At 70.6% G+C, this 18005-nt stretch carries 13 protein-coding genes; 7 read left to right on the forward strand and 6 right to left on the reverse strand.

All coding sequences use genetic code 11. From position 1 onward, the window contains the following. The first annotated feature begins 58 nt into the window (after positions 1-58). The 7 genes from ACFFGH_RS24550 to ACFFGH_RS24580 are packed head-to-tail and all read left to right on the forward strand — an operon-like array spanning position 59 to position 9324. On the forward strand, positions 59-1231 hold the full coding sequence (locus tag ACFFGH_RS24550) for an ADP-ribosylglycohydrolase family protein (protein WP_386673245.1): 1173 nt from the start codon (positions 59-61) through the stop codon (positions 1229-1231). Beyond that, complete coding sequence (locus ACFFGH_RS24555; protein ID WP_386673247.1) at positions 1231-2607, forward strand: ADP-ribosylglycohydrolase family protein; 1377 nt, start codon at positions 1231-1233, stop codon at positions 2605-2607. The genes ACFFGH_RS24550 and ACFFGH_RS24555 overlap by 1 nt, the downstream gene beginning before the upstream one ends. Further along, a complete protein-coding gene (locus tag ACFFGH_RS24560) occupies positions 2594-4603 on the forward strand; it encodes an SUMF1/EgtB/PvdO family nonheme iron enzyme (protein WP_386673249.1) in 2010 nt (669 codons plus the stop codon). The genes ACFFGH_RS24555 and ACFFGH_RS24560 overlap by 14 nt, the downstream gene beginning before the upstream one ends. Then, positions 4600-5787 (forward strand): CaiB/BaiF CoA transferase family protein, encoded by a 1188-nt coding sequence (locus ACFFGH_RS24565; RefSeq protein WP_386673251.1) that lies wholly within the window; start codon positions 4600-4602, stop codon positions 5785-5787. Before ACFFGH_RS24560 ends, ACFFGH_RS24565 begins: the two co-directional genes overlap by 4 nt. Beyond that, positions 5784-6596, forward strand: coding sequence for an HpcH/HpaI aldolase/citrate lyase family protein (locus tag ACFFGH_RS24570; protein WP_386673253.1), 813 nt, complete (start codon positions 5784-5786; stop codon positions 6594-6596). Before ACFFGH_RS24565 ends, ACFFGH_RS24570 begins: the two co-directional genes overlap by 4 nt. Then, positions 6593-7423, forward strand: a complete 831-nt coding sequence (locus ACFFGH_RS24575; protein WP_386673255.1) for an alpha/beta hydrolase — start codon at positions 6593-6595, stop codon at positions 7421-7423. The genes ACFFGH_RS24570 and ACFFGH_RS24575 overlap by 4 nt, the downstream gene beginning before the upstream one ends. 59 nt (positions 7424-7482) lie before the next feature. Next, positions 7483-9324 carry a thioredoxin domain-containing protein gene (locus ACFFGH_RS24580; RefSeq protein ID WP_386673256.1) on the forward strand — a complete coding sequence of 614 codons (1842 nt, stop codon included), beginning with the start codon at positions 7483-7485 and terminating at the stop codon, positions 9322-9324. Between the two features lie 22 nt (positions 9325-9346). On the opposite strand, the gene ACFFGH_RS24585 is transcribed toward ACFFGH_RS24580, so the two are convergent. From ACFFGH_RS24585 to ACFFGH_RS24610, 6 genes are all read right to left on the reverse strand, one after another. Continuing rightward, the gene (locus ACFFGH_RS24585) at positions 9347-10915 is read right to left on the reverse strand and encodes a chitinase (RefSeq protein WP_386673258.1); all 1569 of its coding nucleotides are present in this window, start codon (positions 10913-10915) and stop codon (positions 9347-9349) included. Next, positions 10915-13206 (reverse strand): glycosyltransferase family 2 protein, encoded by a 2292-nt coding sequence (locus ACFFGH_RS24590; RefSeq protein ID WP_386673260.1) that lies wholly within the window; start codon positions 13204-13206, stop codon positions 10915-10917. The genes ACFFGH_RS24585 and ACFFGH_RS24590 overlap by 1 nt, the downstream gene beginning before the upstream one ends. 154 nt (positions 13207-13360) lie before the next feature. Next, on the reverse strand, positions 13361-14320 hold the full coding sequence (gene pip / locus ACFFGH_RS24595) for a prolyl aminopeptidase (protein WP_386673262.1): 960 nt from the start codon (positions 14318-14320) through the stop codon (positions 13361-13363). An 11-nt stretch (positions 14321-14331) separates the two neighbouring features. Then, positions 14332-14931: a CoA-binding protein gene (locus ACFFGH_RS24600; RefSeq protein ID WP_386673263.1), complete on the reverse strand. Its 600-nt coding sequence runs from the start codon at positions 14929-14931 to the stop codon at positions 14332-14334. Beyond that, positions 14928-16223 carry an O-acetylhomoserine aminocarboxypropyltransferase/cysteine synthase family protein gene (locus ACFFGH_RS24605; RefSeq protein ID WP_386673265.1) on the reverse strand — a complete coding sequence of 432 codons (1296 nt, stop codon included), beginning with the start codon at positions 16221-16223 and terminating at the stop codon, positions 14928-14930. The genes ACFFGH_RS24600 and ACFFGH_RS24605 overlap by 4 nt, the downstream gene beginning before the upstream one ends. Positions 16224-16299: 76 nt before the next feature. Next, positions 16300-17961, reverse strand: a complete 1662-nt coding sequence (locus tag ACFFGH_RS24610) for a dolichyl-phosphate-mannose--protein mannosyltransferase (RefSeq protein ID WP_386673267.1) — start codon at positions 17959-17961, stop codon at positions 16300-16302. Between the last annotated feature and the right edge of the window lie 44 nt (positions 17962-18005).

An 18005-nucleotide genomic window follows, 5' to 3' on the forward strand; every position in this document is an offset into this window, starting at 1 on the left:
GGCGGGCCCCGCTCCCGGCACGCGACGTGCTCCTCCACGGCTCAGAAAGGCACTCCCGATGGACCTGCTGCAGGACAAGGCCTACGGCGTGATCGCCGGGGCAGCCGTCGGCGACGCCCTTGGCGGCGCCGCCGAGGGCAACACCCCGGAGGTCATCCAAGACCGCTACGGCGGGTTCATCGAGGGGGTGGTCGCGCCGTTCAATGCCGACTGGCGGAACGCGCGCCCCATCGCGCCGTACCACAAGGGCGACGGGCATGTCACCGATGACACCCTCATGACACGAGCACTGGTCGACGTGTACGCCACCGTGCGGGACCACCTCACGGCGTTCTCGGTGGCCGACCACCTGGTGCCGCTGCTCATCGGAGAGAAGCGCTGGATCCCCGAGTACGAGTCCGAGGGGCTGCTGCTGCACCGCATCTTCCTGGCGGAGAAGTGGCTGGTGGCGCGGCTGCACTACGGGCACGTCGATCCGCGAGAGGCGGGAGTCGGCAACATCGTGAACTGCGGGGCGACCATGTACGTCGCACCCATCGGCATCGCGAACGCCGGCTCGCCGGACACCGCCTACGCCGAAGCGATCGACGTCGCCGGCGCCCACCAGTCGAGCTATGGCCGGGAGGCGGCCGGCGTCTTCGCCGCCGCCGTGGCGGAGGCCATGCGGCCAGGTGCCACCGTGGACACCGTGATCGACGTGAGCCTGCGGCTCGCGAACGATGGGACGAAGGAGGCGATCGCGGCGGTCACCACGGCGGCGTCGGACCTGACCGACTGGCGCACCTCCCTGGCTGACCTGAGGTCGGCGGTCGAGCCGTTCGACACCGTCGGGCCGGAGTACCGCAAGCCCGCCATGGACGCTCGGCTGCCGAACCGGACCAAGTCCATCGAGGAACTCCCCATCGCGCTCGGCATGGTCCGCGTCGCGGGCGGCGACTACCGCGAGGCGGTGCTCGGTGCGGTGAACTACGGGCGCGACTCCGACTCGATCGCCACGATGGCCGGCGCGATCTGCGGCGCGCTCGGCGGCTCCGCGGCGGTGCCGCCGGAGTGGGTGGAGCAGGTCTCCACCGCCAGCCGGATGGACTTCGCCGAGCCGGCCGGGATCATGGCGGGCATCGCCCGGGAGATCTGGGCGAACGACGACGCGCGCGCCCGGTCCCGCGCCGCCGCATTCGAGACCCTCGTGGGCACCGAGTCCGCGGCCGGGCCGGCCGCGCGCCGCGCCTGATGCTGCGCCTCAGCTGGAGCCAGCCGGAGGACCTGGTCGGACACGCGATCGCCGCCGCGGAGCAGGAGGGCTCCGACGTGTCCGGACACCGGCAGCGCTGGATCGACGGAGGCGGGGATCCGGAGCCGCGGGCAAGCGGGGCGAGCCCGGAGCCGGCCCCGGAGCAGCTCCGGACACTCGCCCGGGAGCTGCTGGCCGAGCTTGACGCGATCGGCCCGCCGGCCGACCTGACCGGCCGTGAGCCGAGCGACCTCGGCGGCATCCTCGCATCGGGCGGGCCGATCCCAGCGCTGCCCCCCGCAGGCGACGGCATCGCCGACCGCATCCACGCCGCCTGGCTGGGACGGGCCGCCGGCTGCCTGCTCGGCAAGCCGGTCGAGAAGATCCACCGGGACGGCATCCGCGCGATCGCCGAAGCCACCGGCAACTGGCCCATCCGCACCTACTTCACCGAGCGAGGGCTCCCGGCCCGAATCGCGACGGCCTGGCCGTGGAACCGGCGAAGCCGCCCGACCAGCCTGCTCGAGAACATCGACGGCATGCCCGAGGATGACGACCTCAACTTCCCGCTGCTCGCCCTCGGCCTGGTCGAGCAGCGAGGTCGCGGCTTCACCACCGACGACGTCGCCCAGGCGTGGCTGAATCTGCTGCCAGGCGGCCGGGTGTTCACCGCGGAGCGGATCGTGTACCGCAACCTGCTGAACGGGCACGAACCCGACGAGGCGGCGCTCGTGCAGAATCCGTTCCGGGAGTGGATCGGCGCGCAGATCCGCACCGACCTGTACGGCTGGGTGCACCCCGGCGACCCGGTCGCCGCCGCGAAGGTCGCCTGGGTCGACGCCCGGCTCAGCCACGTGCGCAGCGGCGTCTATGGCGCCATGTTCGCCGCAGCCGCGTGTGCCGCAGCGGTGGTGGCGGATGATGTCGACGCCGTGCTCGACGCGGGGCTTGCGGTCGTGCCGGTTCAGAGTCGCTATGCCGACGCGGTCCGGTTCGGCCGGGAGCTCGGCGCATCCGGCGCTCCGCTGGACGACGCACTCGACCGCCTCTACCGCCGTTACGGCGGACTCCACTGGGTGCACGTGCTGAACAACGCGGCGCTCGTCGCGTACGCGCTCGCCGCATCGCGGGGGGAATTCGGAACCGCCATCTCGACCGGCGTCGCCGGCGGCTGGGACACCGACTCGAACGGCGCCACGCTCGGGTCGATCTCGGGTGCGCTGACCGGGACGGCCGGGCTGCCGGCGGCGTGGATCACCCCACTGAAGAACCGGCTGTCGTCGAGTGTGCCGGGCTTCGACGGCATCGGATTCGACGAGCTGGCCAGGCGCACCGCCGCGCTGGCCGGGGAGAGAGACGACGATGCACGATCCTGACGAGGCGAGCACCAACCAGTTCGACCCGCTGGTGCCGAGACCCATCGACCGGCCCACCGCCCTGCCCGCAGACGGACGGCTCGACCCGGAGGTCGGCGACATCGCCAAAATCTTCGCCGCCCCCGACGACCCGGCGGAGTGGCCGGGCTGGCGGGCGGCTCTCGAGCGGTGGCGCTCCGACGCCCGGGAGCGGCTCCGCTACTCGGGTGCCGCGTACGAGGCCGAGTTCGCACGGTGGGCGCGGTCGTGCTTCTCCGTCGCCCTGGTGTGGCTGTGGGACGAGCGCCTGTTCGATTTCGAGGCGCAGCGCTTCACCCTGGACGAGTTCCTCGAGACGACCGAAGATCATGGCGGCTTCGACGGGGTGGTGCTCTGGCACGCCTACCCGATCATCGGCATCGACGACCGCAACCAGTACGACTTCTACCGTCAGGTGCCCGGTCTCGCCGACCTGATCGCCGGCTTCCAGACCCGCGGCATCCGCGTGTTCGTGGACTACAACCCGTGGGACACCGGCACCCGGCGTCCGCCTTCCGACGACCCTGCCGAACTTGCCCTCTTGGTCTCGGAGCTGCGCACCGACGGTGTGTTCCTCGACACGCTCAAGGAGGGCAACCCCGAGCTGATCGCCGCACTGCAGAACGCCGACCCGCCCCAGGTGCTGGAGGGCGAGTCTCGGGTGTCGCTGCAGCGGATCGAAGACCATCACCTCAGCTGGGCGCAGTGGTTCGCCGACTCCGAGGTGCCGGGGGTGCTCCGCGCGAAGTGGTACGAGCAACGGCACATGCTGCATGCCACCCGGCGCTGGAACCGCGACCACAGCGACGAGCTGCAGTCGAGCTGGATGAACGGCGCCGGGATCCTCGTGTGGGACACGGTATTCGGCGTCTGGGTCGGATGGAACGAGCGCGACAAGGCGACCCTCCGCCGGATGCTGCGGATGCAGCGGCCGCTCGCCGACGTGCTGACGGCCGGAACCTGGACGCCGCTGTCGGACGCCGTCCCGGAGGCAATCCGCGCCGGCGTCTTCGTCTCCCGATTCGAGACGGCGGAACTCACGCTGTGGACCGTGATCAACCGCGGGACCGAGGAGTATGCGGGTCCGGTGCTCGAGCGGCCGCCCGCGCAGCTGCTCGACCTCGGCGACGGCGTTCCCGTGCGGGACGGGCGGATCCGCGTGCCCGCCCGCGGCCTCACGGGCGTGCTGGCGGTGCGGGGACCGGAGCCCGAGTGGCTGGCCGGATTGCTCGGGAGCGCCGCCGTGGCCCCGCAGGCGACGGACTCCGCGTTCCCGGAGCGGCCGGCAGTGCGCGTTCCGCCCGGCAGCGCCCCGGTGAACCTGCCTCCCGCGGACACGGTGATCGTCGAGGCGGGCGAGCGCGAGCTGGAGGTGCGATACCGGCGCCGGGAGACCGGCATGTACGACGGCGCCCCCTACGTGGAGGAGTGGAAGCCGCTCCCGCCGCGGCTGCACGACGCCAGGTCGGAGCGCATCCGCGTTCGGCTGGGCAGGGTCGCCGTCGCCGCGCGGGAGGTGTCGGCCGAGGAGTTCGGCGAGTTCCTCCGGCAGACCCGCTCCCGGCCGGCTCACGCCGAGCGGTTCGTGGCCGGTTCGGCGGAGGAGCCGGTGACCCTGGTCGGCCTCGCGGACGCACGGGCGTACGCCCGCTGGGCGGGGGCGCGGCTGCCCACCGAGCACGAGTGGCAGCTCGCCGCCGCGCATCCCGGCTTCGAGCGGCGGAGCCCGCTGGTGTGGAACTGGACCGAGAGCGAGCACAGCGACGGCATCACCCGCTTCGTGATGCTGAAAGGGGGGAGCGACTACCGGGCAGAGGGATCCGACTGGTACTTCGACGGCGGACCCCGCCCGCCCGAGTCCACGGCGAAGCTGCTGCTCGCCGGCCTCGGCCTGGAGCGGTCGACGAGCATCGGGTTCCGGCTCGCCTGGGACCTCGTGCCGGCCGGTTCGGCCGCCGGCAACGGGGGTGCGTCATGACCTCCCCGCTCGACGGTGTTCGGGTGATCGACCTCTCCACCCTCTTCGCCGGACCGCTGGCCGCCACCTTCCTCGGCGACTTCGGGGCAGAGGTGCTGAAGATCGAGCACCCGGCGAAGCCGGACGCCGCCCGCGGGCACGGACCTGCCAAGGACGGGGTGAACCTCTGGTGGAAGACGCTGGGACGCAACAAGCGCACCGCGACGCTGAACCTCAGCGCACCGGAGGGGGCTGACCTGCTGCTGCGCCTCGCGGCCGAGCATGACGTGCTCATCGAGAACTTCCGCCCGGGGACGCTGGAGCGGTGGGGCGTCGGCCCGAACCGGCTGCTGGAGGCCAATCCGCGGCTGGTGATCGCCCGGGTGACCGCCTTCGGTCAGATCGGCCCGTACGCGTCGCGCCCCGGGTTCGGGTCCCTCGCCGAGGCGATGAGCGGATTCGCGGCGCTCACCGGCGAGCCCGATGGGCCGCCGACGCTGCCGCCGTTCGGACTGGCGGACGGCATCGCCGCGCTCGCCACCAGCTTCGCGGTGCTGACCGCGCTGCGGAACGCCGAGCGGACCGGCGTGGGACAGGTCGTCGACATGGCGATTCTCGAGCCGATCCTCATGCTGCTCGGCGGGCAGATCACCGCCTACGACCAGCTCGGCATCGTGCAGCAGCGCGTCGGCAACCGGTCCGTCAACAACGCCCCGCGGAACGTCTACCGCACCGCTGACGGAAGCTGGGTCGCCGTGAGCACCAGTTCGCAGTCCATCGCCGAGCGGGTGCTGCGGCTCGTCGGCCGACCCGACCTGGTCGGGCAGCCATGGTTCGCGAGCGGGCACACGCGTGCACAGCACGCCGACGAGCTCGATGCCGCAGTGGCCGCGTGGATCGGGGAGCGGACCCTGCCTGATGTGCTGGATGCGTTCGAACGCGCCGAGGCCGCCGTCGGGCCGGTTTACGACGTGCGCGGTGTGCTGGAGGATCCGCAGTACCAGGCGCTCGGCACGGTGCTCGAGGTGCAGGACGACGAGCTCGGCCCGGTGAAGATGCAGAATGTGCTGTTCCGGCTCTCGGAGACGCCCGGGACCGTCCGCTGGGCAGGGCGCCCCCACGGCGCCGACACGATCGAGGTGTTCACCGGCCTGGGGCTCGACGAGGACCGCATCGCCGAACTGCGGCAGAAGGGTGTGCTGTGATCCCGATCACCGGCCTCTACGTCCCGGGAAACCGGCCAGACCGCTTCGACAAGGCGGTCGGCACCGGCGCCGACCTCGTCATCCTGGATCTGGAGGACGCCGTGCCCGCCGCAGACAAGTCGGGCGCACTCTCCGCGGTGGTGGGTTGGCTCGGACGGCGGAAGGCGACCGATGGGCCGGTGCTGCAGGTGCGAGTGAATCCGAACGCCGCGCATGAGATCGCGGCGCTGCGTGCGACGGGGGTGGCGGTCGAGATCCGCCTGCCGAAGGTGGAGTCCAGTGCCGAGGTGGCCGCCGTCAACCCGCCGGGCGAGCGGCCGTTGGCCGTCACGGCGTTGATCGAGTCGGCGCGCGGGGTGGAGCACATCGGCGAGATCGCGGACGCCCCCGGGCTGACCCGGGTGGCGATGGGCGAGGCCGACCTGCAGAGCGAGCTCGGCTCCACCAGCGAGGCGGTGCTCGAATACGCGCGGATGCGGGTGCTGTTCGGAGCCCGCGCCGCTGGGCTGCCGGCACCCATGCTGTCGGTGTACCCGCGCATCCGCGACCTGGAGGGGCTCGCCGCCGACACCGAGCGAGGAAGGGCGGCCGGCTTCGTCGGCAGGGTGGCCGTGCACCCGTCGCAGCTGGACGTGATCCGCCAGGCCTTCGCGCCGAGCGAGGCGGAGGTGTCGTGGGCGCGGCAGGTGGTCGACGCGCTCCACGGGGGCGGCGTCGCCACCCTGCCCAGCGGCGAGATGGTCGACCGCGCCATGCTCCCGCGAGCGACCGCCATCCTCGACCGCGCCGGTTCGCTGCCCCCTCGATGACCGTCACGGGCGGGCGGGTCGAGAGCTCGGTGCTGCCCTCGGCGATGGAGTACCTGGCGTATCTGCCGCCGGCGGCCGACGATCATGCGCAGCACCCGGTGATCTTCCTGCTGCACGGCCGCGGCGACTCCGCCGAAGCGTGGCGCGACGCCTTCGATCTCTTCGACGGGCTGATCCGCGCCGACGTCGTGCAGCCGTTCCTGGCAGTCGCGCCCGACGCGCCGTGGAGCTCCCGCGGCGGCTACTGGGCCGACTCGGCGTTCGAGGGGAGCGACGTGCACGAGCCGGGGTCGGCGATCGCAACGGCATTCGTGCGGGAACTCGTGCCGCACGTCGACGCGGAACTGCCGACCATGCCGCGCCGGGAGGGCCGGGCGCTCTGCGGGTACTCGATGGGCGGGGCAGGCGCGCTCACGCTGGCGCTCGCCCACCAGGAGCTGTTCTCGGCCGCGATCGCCCTGAGCCCCGCCGTCTACGATCCGCTGCCGCCGAGGGATTCCACCGCCCGGTCGCGCGGCGCGTTCGGTGTCGGGTCTTCGCTCTTCGACGAGCGGCGGTACCTCGAACAGGGATATCCGGCGGCCCTGTCGGCGGTGCGGCGGGATTCTCCCGTGCACCTGTTCCTCGGTGTGGGTGCCGATGAGGAGCCGAGCGGTGACCCGGAGGCACGGGCGCCGCAGGCGGAGATCGCCAGACTCGCCGACCGCGCCGCCGGAACACCGGGGATCACGTCCCACCTTGAGGTGGTGCCAGGCGCGCACGACTGGGCCACCTGGTCCCGGCTTCTCGAGGCGGCGCTGCCCGCGGTTCTCCCGCGGTTGGGGTGACCGGTCCGCAGGGACCCGCCCGCGGGCGTCGCACAGCCTCGCGATGCACGATGGATCGTATGAGCAACCGCCTCGCGGGCGCCGTCAGCCCCTACCTCCGATCCCACGCCGACAACCCGGTCGACTGGTGGCCGTGGGGGAGCGAGCCGTTCGAGGAGGCGGCGCGACGCGACGTGCCCGTGATGATCTCCATCGGCTACGCGACCTGCCACTGGTGCCACGTCATGGCGAGGGAGTCGTTCAGCGATCCCGCCATCGCCGATCTCCTGAACGCCGATTTCGTGAGCATCAAGGTGGACCGGGAGGAACATCCCGACGTCGACTCCAGCTACATGGCGGCGGCCGGCGCGTTCACGCAGAATCTCGGCTGGCCGCTCACCGTGTTCGCGACGCCGCAGGGCCGCACGTTCTTCGCCGGCACCTACTTCCCGCCCGTGCCGATCCAGGGTCGCGGTTCCTTCTCGCAGGTGCTGGGTGCGGTGCTCGACGCCTGGCGCAACCGGCGTGAGCAGGTGGAGCAGAACGGTGCCGCGATCGCGCAGGCGATCGCGGCGCGTGACCTCGCGCCCGGCCGGCCGCTGCCCGAACGTGCTGCACTGGACGCCGCGGTGACCGCCCTCGCCCAGCACGAAGACCAGCGGTACGGCGGCTTCGGCACCGAGCCGAAGTTCCCGATGGCCGGCGTGCTGCTGTTCCTGCTCGACCTGGCCGACGACGGCAACGCCGAGGCCGGCGCCCTGGCCCGCCGCACGCTCGACGCCATGGCCGGGTCCGAGCTGCGCGACCCGGTGGAGGGCGGCTTCTTCCGCTATGCGGTCCACCGGGACTGGTCCGAGCCCCACTACGAGCGGATGCTCTACGACAACGCGCTGCTGCTGCGTGCCTACGCCCGAGCCGGCTCGGCCGACATCGCGGCCGGGATCGCGTCCTTCCTCACCAGTGTCCTGCGGCTGCCGAGCGGTGCGTTCGCGTCCGGCCAGGACAGCGAGAGCACGATCGACGGCAAGCGGGTCGAGGGCGGCTACTACCTCCTGCCTGAAGCGGACCGTCGACGGCATGAGCCGCCGCCGCTCGACGACAAGGTGCTCACCGGATGGAACGGACTCGCGATCGAGGCACTCGCCGATGCGGGGCAGCTGCTCGCCCGCGAAGACTGGATCGAGGCAGCGCGCGCGGCCGCCGACTATCTGCTGCACGAGCACCTGCTCGACGGCCGGCTGCTGCGCGCAACCTCGGATGGGCGGCCGTCGACCGCATCCGCGACGCTCGAGGACTACGGCATGTTCACCGGAGCACTCCTGCGCCTCGCGACGGCGACCGGCGAGGTGCGCTACGCGTCGATCGCGCGCTCGCTCCTCGACGCCGTGCTCGAGGCGGGGCATCCGATCGGCGTTCCGGGCGGCGGAGATCCGGTGCTCACCGCCCATGGCCTCGGACTCGCGGTGGACCCCAGTGAGGGCGCGTACCCCAGCGGTCTCAGCTCGACCGCGGGGGCGCTCGTGCGGCTCCACGCGCTGACCGCCGAGGCCCGCTACCGCGAGGCCGCGGCCCGAGCCCTGTCGATGCTGGGGGAGGCCCCGGTGGCTGCCGCAGCGTCCTTCGGTTCAGCCCTGGGCGTGCTGACCGCGATGCAGCGCGAGCCGGAGCAGCTGGTCGTGGTCGCCCCCGCGGGCTCGGAGCTCGCGAGGGTCGCCACGGGGTGGCGCCACGGCGTGCTCGCCGTGGTCGACGAGGCACAGGCGAACGCCTTCGCGGCCGCCGGCTTCGAGCTGTTCGAGGGGCGCACGCTCCGGAACGGCGCCGCAGCCGCCTACCTCTGCCGCGACTTCGTCTGCCGCCTGCCCATCACCGACCCCGCCGAGTTGGAGACTGCGCTCTCCGCGCCGGACGGCATCCGCTAGGACGTGTCCGGCGCGGTTCGGGTCACCCCGCCGCGTCGGTGGCTGCTTCCAGCTCCTCCTGCACGTCTTCGATGTCGAGCGCCGTCCACGGCGAGCCGTCAGGGTCGGAATGGGATGCCTCGGGGCTCTCGCCCTGGTTCCACCACTTCGCCTGGTACGGCGAGCCCTCGAACAGCACCCGGTCACCCTTGTCGTAGGTGTCGAGACCGTCCCAGTCCGGGTAGGTGCCGGGCGGAAGCGTCGGCACCGGCACGGGCCGCTCGTTCTCGAGCACCGGGCCGATCAGGGTCCAGGGCGTCTCCCACTCGTTCAGCACAGGGCTGTCGGGGAGCTCGCCGCTGGTCCACCACTTCGCCTCGTAGACATTCCGGTGCCAGACGATCTTCGTGCCCTTGAGGTAGGAGGCGTCCTCCGACCAGATCGGGTACGGGCTCGTCTCCGGGTCGTCGACGAAGTCAGCGGGATCCCGCGGCTCCTGCTTCGTGACATGACCGGCGGCCAGCGCCAGGCGCCCGTCGAATCCGTTCGCCAGGGTGTCGGCGAAGCTCTCGCCGTCCTGCGGCACGCCGCTGCAGGCATCCGACACGCGGGTGACGTCCACGTAGTTCGGGCCGCACTCCGCATCGCGGTTCAGCGACCACATCGACATGCGGCCGATTCCCTGTCCCGTCGCGAACTCGTTGAGCTCGGTCGCGTCGTCGAGACTCAGCGCCTCGGTCGGGATGTCGTTCTGGCCGATCATCGGGGTGGCGCCCAGCTTGCGCCAGAGCGTCTGTGCGGAGAGCTCCTGATCCGCGAGCTGGTAGAGCGCGGTCAGCTGGCGATGGGTTGCCTGCAGCGACCGGACCGCCGCCTCTCCCATCGTCTCGCGCTTCTCCCTGCTGTCGCCGAAGTTCATGGTCATGATGTTGACGCCCGCGAGGTCGACGCCGGCGTCGAGCATCTGCGCGACCGCGGTGGTGCCCTCCTCCGTGAGTCCGAAGGTGGCCGCAGGCAGGGTGAGCCATACGGCGAGGTCCCCGTCGGAGTCCCGGCGCTCCCGCTGCAGTTCCGCGATCACCTTCGCGCGCCGCTCGCCGGCCGCCGTGTCGGCCAGGTCGTCGGCCTCGACATCGAAGTCGATCGTCGTCACTCCGTACCGGGCCAACACGTCGGAGTAGGCGCGTGCGAGCGCGTTCTCGTCCGAGCAGGTGGTCGCCAGTTCGTCGTTGTTGAGTCCGCCGAACGAGATCGCGATCTCACCCTCCTGCTGCTTCAGCCGTGCGATGCGGCGGTCGAGGTCGAGCTTCGCCGCGGCCTCATCCATGGAGAAGTAGCCGCCCCACGTCGGACGGCACTCGCCATCCGAGACGATGAAGGACAGCACGACATCGCGGCCGGCGTCGGTCTGCGGCTGCTCGAAGGCGAACGCGGGTGTCGCGGTCACGTCGACGTAGCCGGCGAACCATGGCTTGGTCGAAGCGACGGCGCGCTCGCTGCTCCAGGTCTGGTGCGCGAGGAACCCGCCGGCGGCGAGAGCGCCGACGAGGAGAAGGGCAAGGGCGGCGCGCAGGGGCGACAGCCGCCGCCCATCACGAATGAGGATCGACATCAGCTTGCTTTCTGCGTGAGGCGGGCGCGGGAGTCCTGGCGGACGAAGGTGCCGTCGACGTCGCCCTGAATGAGCACGGTCCGCCAGTCGAGTTCGGGTGTCGCGGGGATGGCCTGTTGCTCGTCGGAGCCGCTCTTGGCCGGCTTCACGGGGACGTACAGCCACTTCGTGGCACCCAGCCAGATGTCGACGATGCTCGCGCCCACGCCGATGTACGCCAGGATCGCGCTGAGCGCCAGCAAAGCGTTGAACGCGGCGAAAGCGGCGTTGCCCCAGTTCTCCGCCTGGATGTCCCGCCACAGCGTGAACGCGGAGAACGCGACGATGGCGTACGGAGCCAGCACGTACAGCAGTGGCGCCGCGGTCCGGTTCCGGACCTTGGGGGTGCGTGCGAACGGGATCTTCTTGCTGGTGATCGCCTGCTCGACGGACTTGATGACGCCGGCGAGGTTCACCGGCAGCAGGATCAGGTTGAAGCCGTAGATCCGGAACACGTCCGATCGCTTGTACCCGGAGTACTTCAGGTCGCTCGCCATGCAGAGGAAGTAGGGGAGCGCCGCGAGCAGCACCACGGGGCTCAGCAGCCGGCTGTCGTAGGGGTACGCCAGCAGGAAGAGCAGCCCGAGGCTGGCCCAGGTGATCGAGGCCATGTAGTTCAGGCGCATCGCGAACTCGATCCAGCCGACCGGCTGCCCGTTCCTTCGCCGGTCACGCACCTGACGCCACAGCTTCGGCAGGATGAGCAGCCCGCCGTTCGCCCAGCGTCGACGCTGCACCACCAGCGACCCGAAGTCGGGGGGCGTCGCGCTATAGCTCAGGCGCTCCGGGTAGTTCACGAGTGTCCAGCCGTGGACCGCTAGGTCCACGCTCGACTCGGTGTCTTCGATGACGGTCCGGTCCTGCACGTACCGGCGCACGGGGAAGCCGCCGACCATCTCCTCGTGCTTGATGTCCTCGAGGGCCGTCTTGCGGATCACGGCGTTGGCCCCCACCCAGAACGTGGCGTTGTAGTGCGACTTGCCCTGATGGAGGATGTGCTGCAGGTCGGTCGTCGCCCCGGCCAGTCGCTCGATCCGGCTCCGGGCGCCGCGAAACGATGAGTACGGCGTCTGGGTCACTGCCACTCGTGTGTTCTCCGGCTGCTCGAGGAAGTAGACCAGACGCAGGCAGTATTCGCGCAGGAGCAGCGAGTCGGCATCCAGGGTGAGCACGTAGTCGCTGTCCGGCACTTCGAAGTCGGCAGACTCTCCGGGCACGACGGGGCGCAGGATGAGGCCGTCCGAGGACGCCTCGTGCCGGTAGCGGGCTCCCATGAGCCCGATATAGGCGTTGAGGTTCATGGCCTTGTTGGCCTCGTGGGAGAGGGACGCGTAGCGCTTGCGCTCGAAGGTGCTGAGTTCTGCCGAGAACGTCCAGGCGAGGCGCCGCGCCAGTTCGTTGATGCGTGACCGCCGTGGTCCGAGTCGTTCATCCAGTGCCGCCGTGAGCGCCAGACCGGTGCGGGACAGGTCGGCCGCCAGCCCGCGCAGGACCTGCTCGGCGAAGAAGTGGTCGACGTGGTCATTGATGCGCTCACTGTCGGCCATGGCGTTCAGCCAGTTCGCCGCCCATGCGAAGTCCGCGGCGAGGTTCCTGACCTCGGTCTCATGCACGGGGGTCTCATCGGGCACGAGCTCCAGGCGGACCAGCGCACGGCTGAACCGCTCTGCCGGCTCGGATAGCGCCTCTTGGATGGTCGCGGTGATTGCACGCGACTCGTTCAGACGGCTCAGTACCGCCGGGTGGGTCGGGTTCGGTGGGTCGTCCAGCAGCAGGACCACCCGGAGGGACGGGTACTCCTGCAGGGCGGCGGACCACAGCGTGGCGCGAACCACGTCGGGTTCCTCGCTGTAGGACGGCACGAGCACCGTCATGGAGCGGTCGCTGCGGCCGAAGTGCCGGTCGAGCTCCGCGCGCGGTACACGGACGTGCGCCTGGAAGCGCTGCAGGGCGCCCTGCCGCGCCACCAGATACATGAGCGCCGAGAAGGTCAGGAACGTCACCACGACGAGGTACGAGATGGCCTCGGTGGTGAACCGGAAGCTCTCCGTGCCGTAATTCAGGAACTGGCGGACGACCGTGTAGATGACGTAGGTCAGCCAGAAGATGATGGTCGCGACGATGGCGAGGCGACCGAGGATGATCTTCCGGTCGCTCGGTCGTTCGTGCACCGAGGGAAGCGGCTGGAGGCGCTTTTCAGCGCCCCATTGTCGGCGCCGGGCACGCGCGGGCAGGGGGGCAGTCTTGGGCATGGCTGTCCTTCGATTGGACTCGATCATTCGGGTTGATCGTCGGGAAGTCCGCTCGAACTCTATCGGGCGCGGGAGGCGCTGCCCAGCGAGATCGTGCCGGGAGGTGTCCCCATTTCGGGGGACTTCGAAGTGATATCCGGCAGGATCCGCCGGCTCAGGGGGCGTCGGCGAACTCTGCGGCGGCCTTGAGGATCAGCTCGGTCGTGCGGGCGCTGCCGGCGTGGCCGGCCTCGGAAACCACTTCGAGTCGCGCGTCCGGCCACGCCTGTGCCAGCAGCCACGGCACGTCGACCGGGCCGCCGAGATCGAGGCGGCCGTGGATGAGGACGCCAGGGATGCCGGCGAGCCGGCCGGCGTCGCGCAGCAGCTGGCCCTCCTCCAGCCACGCCCCGTGCGAGAAGTAATGCGTCACGATGCGTGCGAACTGCATGCGGAAATCCGGCTCCTGGTAGCGGGGGTGCGGCGCCCAGCCTGGTTCCAGCGAGACCGCCGCGTCCTCCCACGCGCACCAGTCCCTCGCGGCACGCGCCTGCACGTGGGGATCGTCCGACTCGTTCAGCAGGCGGTTGTACGCCGCGACGAGGTCGCCGTCCCGCTCCGCCTCCGGAACTCCGCCGCGGAAGCGGCGCCACTCCTCGGGCAGATACCGGCCGATCTCGTGCGTGAGCCAGTGCACGTCATTCCGCCGGGTCATGGTGACGGAGACGAGGATCATCCCCCGCACCCGTTCCGGATGACGCTCCGCGTAGGCCAGCGCCAGCGTGCAGCCCCATGAGCCGCCCCACAGAACCCAGCGGTCCACGTCGAGCTGCGTCCGCAGCTGCTCGATGTCCCGGATCAGGTGCCACGTCGTGTTGGTCTCGACGCTCACGGTCGGGTCACTCGCGCTCGGGGTGCTCCTGCCGCAGTTGCGCTGGTCGAACTGCACGATCATGTACCGCGCGGGGTCCCAGTTCCGCCGGCCGCCCGGCGTGGATCCCGATCCGGGGCCGCCGTGCAGCACGAGCACCGGCGTGCCCGCCGGGTTGCCACTCGTCTCCCAGTACACGCGGTGGCCGTCGCCGGTGTCCATCCAGCCCGTCGCGAACGGCTCGAGCTCCGGGAAGCGCTCCACGGGAAGCCGCGTCAGCGGACGGTCTTGTGGGAGGTGATGACCCCCGTGTCGAAGCCGAGCAGGTGCAGTCCGCCGTGGAAGCGGGCGTGCTCCACCTTGATGCAGCGGTCCATGACCACGGTGAGGCCCTTGCTCTCGCCGTAGTAGGCGGCCTCCTCGTTCCAGATGCCCAGCTGCACCCACACCGTCTTCGCCCCGACCGCGAGCACGTCGTCGATCACTGAGGGGATGTCGCTCGCCTTGCGGAACACGTCGACGATGTCGGGCACCTCTGGTAGCGACTGAAGGTCCGGGTACGCCTTCTCCCCGAGGATGGTGTCGGCGTTCGGGTTCACGAAGTAGAGCTTGTAGTCGCTCGACTGCTGAAGGTATGTGCCCACGAAGTAGCTGGACCGGGCGGGGTTCGGCGAGGCGCCGACGATCGCCACGGACTTCGCCTTCCGCAGGATCGCGAGACGCTCCTTGGCGCTCGGTCCCACCCATGTGCGCTGCGACCGCAGGAGCTTCGCGAGCGGGGAGCTCGCCGGCAGCTCGCAGGTCAGGCCGTTCGCCAACTGGGTGGTGACGGTGTCGTTGTCGTTCGAAACAGCGGGTTCGGTGACCGTGGTCATGATGTCGCCTCCAGTGCGCGGTTCAGCGCCTGATCGAGATCGTAGATGATGTCGTCGGGGTCCTCGATGCCGACGCTGAGCCGCACGAGCCCAGCGCCGACGCCGGCGTCGACCAGCTGCTGTTCGGTCAGCTGCGCGTGGGTCGTCGACGCCGGGTGGATGACGAGGGTCTTGGCGTCGCCGATGTTGGCGACGTGGCTGGCGAGCTCCACCGACTCGATGAGCTTCTGCCCCACCTCGCGTCCGCCCTTGACGCCGAACGCGAACACGGAGCCGGGCCCCTTCGGCAGGTACTTCTTCGCGCGCTCGTGGTGCGGGTGCTCCTCGAGCCCCGCCCAGTTGACGTACTCGATCCGCGGATCATCCCGCAGCCACTCGGCCACGATGCGGGCGTTGTCGACGTGCGCCTGGATCCGGAACGGCAGGGTCTCGACACCTTGCGCCAGCAGGAACGCCGAGTGCGCGGGAAGGGACGGGCCGATGTCGCGCAGCTGCTCGGCGCGGAGGCGGGTGAGGAACGCGTACTCGCCGAAGTTGCCGTGCCAGTTCAGCCCGCCGTATGACGGCACCGCCGTGTCGAACAGGGGGAACCGGTCGGTCGCCCAGTGGAAGCGGCCCGACTCGACCACCACACCGCCGAGGGTGGTGCCGTGCCCGCCGAGGAACTTGGTCGCCGAGTGGATGACCACGTCGGCGCCCCACTCGATCGGCCGGTTCAGGTAGGGGGTGGGGATCGTGGAGTCGACGATGAGCGGGATTCCGGCGGCGTGCGCGACGCCCGCGAGCCCCTCGAGATCGGCGATCTCGCCGGACGGGTTCGCGACCGTCTCCGCGAAGAGCAGCTTCGTCTTGTCGGTGATGACCGCGGCGTAGTCGGCCGGGTCGGAGCTGCGCACGAACGTGGTCTCGACGCCGAACCGGCGGAGCGTCACGTCGAGCTGGGTGACGGACCCGCCGTACAGGTTGGCGCTCGCGACGATGTGGTCGCCTGCGCCGGCGAGCGAGGCGAAGGTGATGAACTGCGCCGACAGGCCGCTCGCCGTCGCGACGGCGCCGAGCCCGCCCTCGAGGCTCGCGATCCGCTCCTCGAAGCTCGCGACCGTGGGGTTCTCCAGGCGGCTGTAGATGTTGCCGTACTTCTGCAGCGAGAAGCGGGCGGCTGCATCCGCGGTGTCGTCGAACACGAATGCGCTCGACTGGTAGATGGGCAGCGCCCGCGCACCGGTGGTTGCGTCGGGGATGTTGCCCGCGTGGATCGCACGCGTGCGGAAGCCGTATTCGCGATCAGCCATCCCTCCAACCTAGTCGCGCGCGTCTCGACCGATCGCCGCCGTCGTAACAGAGTGACGCCGCTCGATGAGCGACGTGTCAGCGCCAGGTCGGGAGCCAGTAGTGGAGCTGGATGAACGGCCAGGGCGCCTGCATCCCCGACCAGAGCGGATAGTAGAACGCGCTCACCAGAACGACGAAGCCGAGATAGACGGCGAGGAGCCGGATGCCGCTGAGGCGCCGCCACGCGGGATCGTGCCGTGAGCCGAGGATGATGCCGATCACCGCGGTCAGCGCCAGGATCAGATAGGGCTCGAAGGCGATCGAGTAGAACTGGTACACCGTGCGGTTGAGGTACAGCAGCCACGGCAGGTAGCCCGCGGCGACACCGGCCAGGATGAGCCCGTGCCGCCAGTCGCGGTAGCGGACCAGCCGATACGCCAGGTAGCCGGCTGCGGCGACCGACCCCCACCAGATGAGCGGGTTCGCGATGCCGGTGATCGCTTCACCGCACATGGCCGCCGCGCATCCGTCGTCGCCCTGGTCGATGCTGCGGTAGTACATGCTCGTCGGACGCACCATGAGCAGCCAGGTGAGCGGGCTGGCGGAGTAGCCGTGCGGGCGGTTCTCACCGACGTGGTACGTGTACATGGACGTCTGGTAGTGCCACCAGTTCTGCAGGTCGAGCGGCACCCAGGCGAGTGCGCCGCTCCAGGCGTTGCCGGTGTCCTCAGCCCACCGCCGGTAGTAGCCGCCGTCGGTCGCGAACCAGCCGGTCCAGGTGGCGAGGTATGCGAGGGCTGCGGTCGGGACCATGAGCAGGAACGTGACGGGCGCCTGCTTGAGCACCGTGCCGGTGGCCCAGAACGGGATCCCCAGCCGTCGACGGGCGAGGGCGTCCGCCACCACGGTGTAAACGGCGAAGAATGCGAGGAAGTACAGTCCGCTCCATTTCACCCCTGCGGCGAGTCCCAGCATCACGCCGGCGACGATCAGCCATGGCCGCCACCACAGCGCCGGACCCCAGTCGGTGCCGAGTCCCGCGTTCCGCCGGGACAGCGCCCACAGCTCCAGCCGCCGACCGGAATGCCGGCGGTCGAGGAGCACCGCACCGAAGCCGAGCAGCGCCAGCAGCGCGAGCGATCCGTCGAGGAGCGCCACTCGGCTCATCACGATGGCGTTCCCGTCGATCGCGAGCAGTCCGCCGGCGATGACCGTGAGGACGGTGGAGCGGAAGAGGGCGGAGGCCAGCACCATGACGAGGACCACCGTGAGCACTCCGACGACCGCGGTGCTCACCCGCCAGCCGAACGGGTCCTCGGCGCCGAAAGCCGACAGCCCGAGCGCGATCAGCCATTTGCCGAACGGCGGATGCGCGACGAAGCTCGGGTCGGTCAGATACACGTCCGGGTCGCCCGCGTTGAAGCGCTCGTTCGCCTCCTCCGGCCAAGCCCCCTCGTAGCCGAGGTTCAGCAGCGTGTACGCGTCCTTGACGTAGTAGGTCTCGTCGAAGACCAGCTCACCCGGGTGGGCCAGATTCCACAGTCGCAGCACGGCGGCGAGAAGGGCGACGGCCGCGGGACCGCCCCAGCGCCACGCCGCCCGTCTGCCCGGTGATGAGAGCACCCGCGCCCACCAGTCGTCAAGCCGGGTGCCGCGCGGCACCGGTGGCGCAGGCACCGCGTCCGTGCGCTCGCCGGCCGGCTCCTCCGGCACCGAGTCCGGTGCAGCGGCGCTGTCCACGTCGCGGCCGGTGCTCACCGGGCAATCGTAACGACGAGACCCCGCAGGTCAGTCCAGACGCG

The sequence above is a fragment of the Lysobacter korlensis genome (assembly GCF_042434515.1).

Excerpts from the sequence above, each read along its gene's own strand:
- ACFFGH_RS24550 (WP_386673245.1), top strand. The coding sequence starts at position 59 with ATGGACCTGCTGCAGGACAAGGCCTACGGCGTGATCGCCGGGGCAGCC.
- ACFFGH_RS24600 (WP_386673263.1), bottom strand. The coding sequence starts at position 14,931 with ATGACCACGGTCACCGAACCCGCTGTTTCGAACGACAACGACACCGTC.
- ACFFGH_RS24575 (WP_386673255.1), top strand. The coding sequence starts at position 6,593 with ATGACCGTCACGGGCGGGCGGGTCGAGAGCTCGGTGCTGCCCTCGGCG.
- ACFFGH_RS24555 (WP_386673247.1), top strand. The coding sequence starts at position 1,231 with ATGCTGCGCCTCAGCTGGAGCCAGCCGGAGGACCTGGTCGGACACGCG.
- ACFFGH_RS24590 (WP_386673260.1), bottom strand. The coding sequence starts at position 13,206 with ATGCCCAAGACTGCCCCCCTGCCCGCGCGTGCCCGGCGCCGACAATGG.
- ACFFGH_RS24605 (WP_386673265.1), bottom strand. The coding sequence starts at position 16,223 with ATGGCTGATCGCGAATACGGCTTCCGCACGCGTGCGATCCACGCGGGC.
- ACFFGH_RS24560 (WP_386673249.1), top strand. The coding sequence starts at position 2,594 with ATGCACGATCCTGACGAGGCGAGCACCAACCAGTTCGACCCGCTGGTG.
- ACFFGH_RS24585 (WP_386673258.1), bottom strand. The coding sequence starts at position 10,915 with ATGTCGATCCTCATTCGTGATGGGCGGCGGCTGTCGCCCCTGCGCGCC.
- ACFFGH_RS24580 (WP_386673256.1), top strand. The coding sequence starts at position 7,483 with ATGAGCAACCGCCTCGCGGGCGCCGTCAGCCCCTACCTCCGATCCCAC.
- ACFFGH_RS24565 (WP_386673251.1), top strand. The coding sequence starts at position 4,600 with ATGACCTCCCCGCTCGACGGTGTTCGGGTGATCGACCTCTCCACCCTC.